The following is a 1,912-nucleotide window of genomic DNA, read 5'->3' as shown; positions in this document are numbered from 1 at the left end:
ATGGCAGCCGTTGACCCTCTAAGTTCGAGCTTCGTGTACGTTAAAGAGCCCCCACGTATCGTAACCATCGCGTCTGAAGGTGTGCCCCTCGAACTTCTGTCAGGCGGCGGCAAGCCCGTTCTCAGTGTTACTGACAGCAGCGGGGCTATCGTGGTTACTGCTCATCTGTGGTTGCGCAGCCTTGTTGCCGTGGCAGGCGTGTCTCTCGCCATGAGTACCGTCGAACTGTACGGTCGCATCGTTTCGTATTTGTGCCGCTGGATTGAGACGAAAGGACCCTTCCCACACCTGACCGTAGACGAGAACATTCTTCGTCTCAACCGCCAGAACCTGACCGCTTGGCTGAAGGACATGAGCGACAGCCAGGGCTTGGAACACACGACGATGCACAATCGGGAAGCGTGTATCCGAACCTTCTTAGAATGGCTCGCTACGAAGGATGCAGGGAACCTCAGGGACCAAGAAAATTCGCCATATGGTCGAGACGGCAATTTGCGCTATATCACCGCCTCACCAGCGCCACGAAGCCCAAAGTTCATTGCGGCGGAGCACCTCATCGCAGCTTTGAATGGTATGCACAACGAATGCGAAAGATGCATGTTCCATACACAGTTCGACACAGGTCTTCGAATCTCTGAAGTAACAGGCATGTCAGTTAGCGACCTCCCTGACCCAGCGATGTACAACCCTGCTTTCGAATTTCTTCCTCTCTCGGTCCGTCGCGCGAAGGGTCGGGGCGGCCAGACCACAGAGAAATCAACCTTGATTTCGCGTGCAGTACTCAATCGCATCAAGCGGTACCACAGCAGCCCTGAGTACAAGCTCGCACCGAACTGGGACATTAGAGACCCTCGAAAGCCCGTGTTTCTGACGGTCAATCAACTTAGATGGAGCAACAGGAACGCGTCGAAGCAATTCAAAGCGGCAGTGCGCAGGGGGGACGCCAACGATGCCATGTCGACACATTGGATGCGACACGGAACAGCGTATTCAGTGTTGCGTTCCGACATTGGTAAAACGTACGAAGAGCGGATGCTAATCGCACAACAGATGCTCGGCCATGCCTCCTTGGCGACTACGGAAATCTACACTCAGATTCCGCCTGCCTTGCTAATGAAACTGACGAAGAAAGGCCAAGAGATGAATCGGCTGCATGAAGCTGAGCACATCCGTAAAGAGACTTTCCTTGGACCGTTGCAGCACCGGGAGAAGCGTGGCCACCATGTCTGAGAAACTGGCGCGCCTGTACAAGGCCCCGCAGCCGACCGTGGCGGACCCGTATGCCCAAATCCGGTGGATGTTCAACCAAGTTGAATCGGAATGCAAAGAGCCGTACGCTGCAAGTATCAGGTGGGCGTCGAACACGTACGTCCGCTTTGTCTCCGAAACTAACGCTTCATACGCTGAGCTTGAGAACGACAAGCGCTTCTTTCTGAGCTTGTACTGGGAGGCGGACGCGCTAAGCCGGTTCAGTGAGTGGCTGAGAAAGCAAGACCTCGCAAGCAAGACCCGCTACAGCCTTTACAAAATTGTAAGGCAAGTAATGGGCATAGCATATGCCCTACGAATCATCGACACCTTGGTGTTTCACACATCGATGCCGAAGGGAGTGTCAGAAACGAAGCAGCGCTCCGCCTACACCGATGATGAAGAAGAGGTCGTCAATGAAAGTGTCGCTCGCTGGGTTGGTCTAGCGGACAGCGTGCTGAATGGCTATGTACCTTCCGGGAACGGCATCCCATCTAGGCCCCAGAAGTTCGATTTCCCTCCCATGGTCATCGACGGCAAGACATATTCGGTGTCGGAAGCAGCCGCACAATTCGGGGTCGAATATTGGAAGATTTCCGAGAAATTGCGGATGGGAATGACTCCCGCTCAGGCAGTCGGGATTGAGCCCTCTCCTAACGCGGCT

General features: G+C 54.5%; 2 protein-coding genes. Both read left to right on the top strand.

All coding sequences use genetic code 11. The features are described 5' to 3' along the window. The coding region (locus tag JYJ84_RS35460; protein WP_175221296.1) for a site-specific integrase at positions 1-1,230 on the top strand (1,230 nt) is incomplete at its 5' end. Beyond that, positions 1,223-1,912 (top strand): hypothetical protein (locus JYJ84_RS35455; RefSeq protein WP_205186834.1); only part of this gene is annotated, 690 nt, incomplete at its 3' end. The genes JYJ84_RS35460 and JYJ84_RS35455, both read left to right, overlap by 8 nt.

This window comes from Burkholderia sp. LMG 13014 (assembly GCF_905232215.1).
Lineage (GTDB): Bacteria > Pseudomonadota > Gammaproteobacteria > Burkholderiales > Burkholderiaceae > Burkholderia.
The sequence above is the reverse complement of the archived record's forward strand: the minus strand, read 5'-3'. Positions and strand labels throughout refer to the sequence as shown.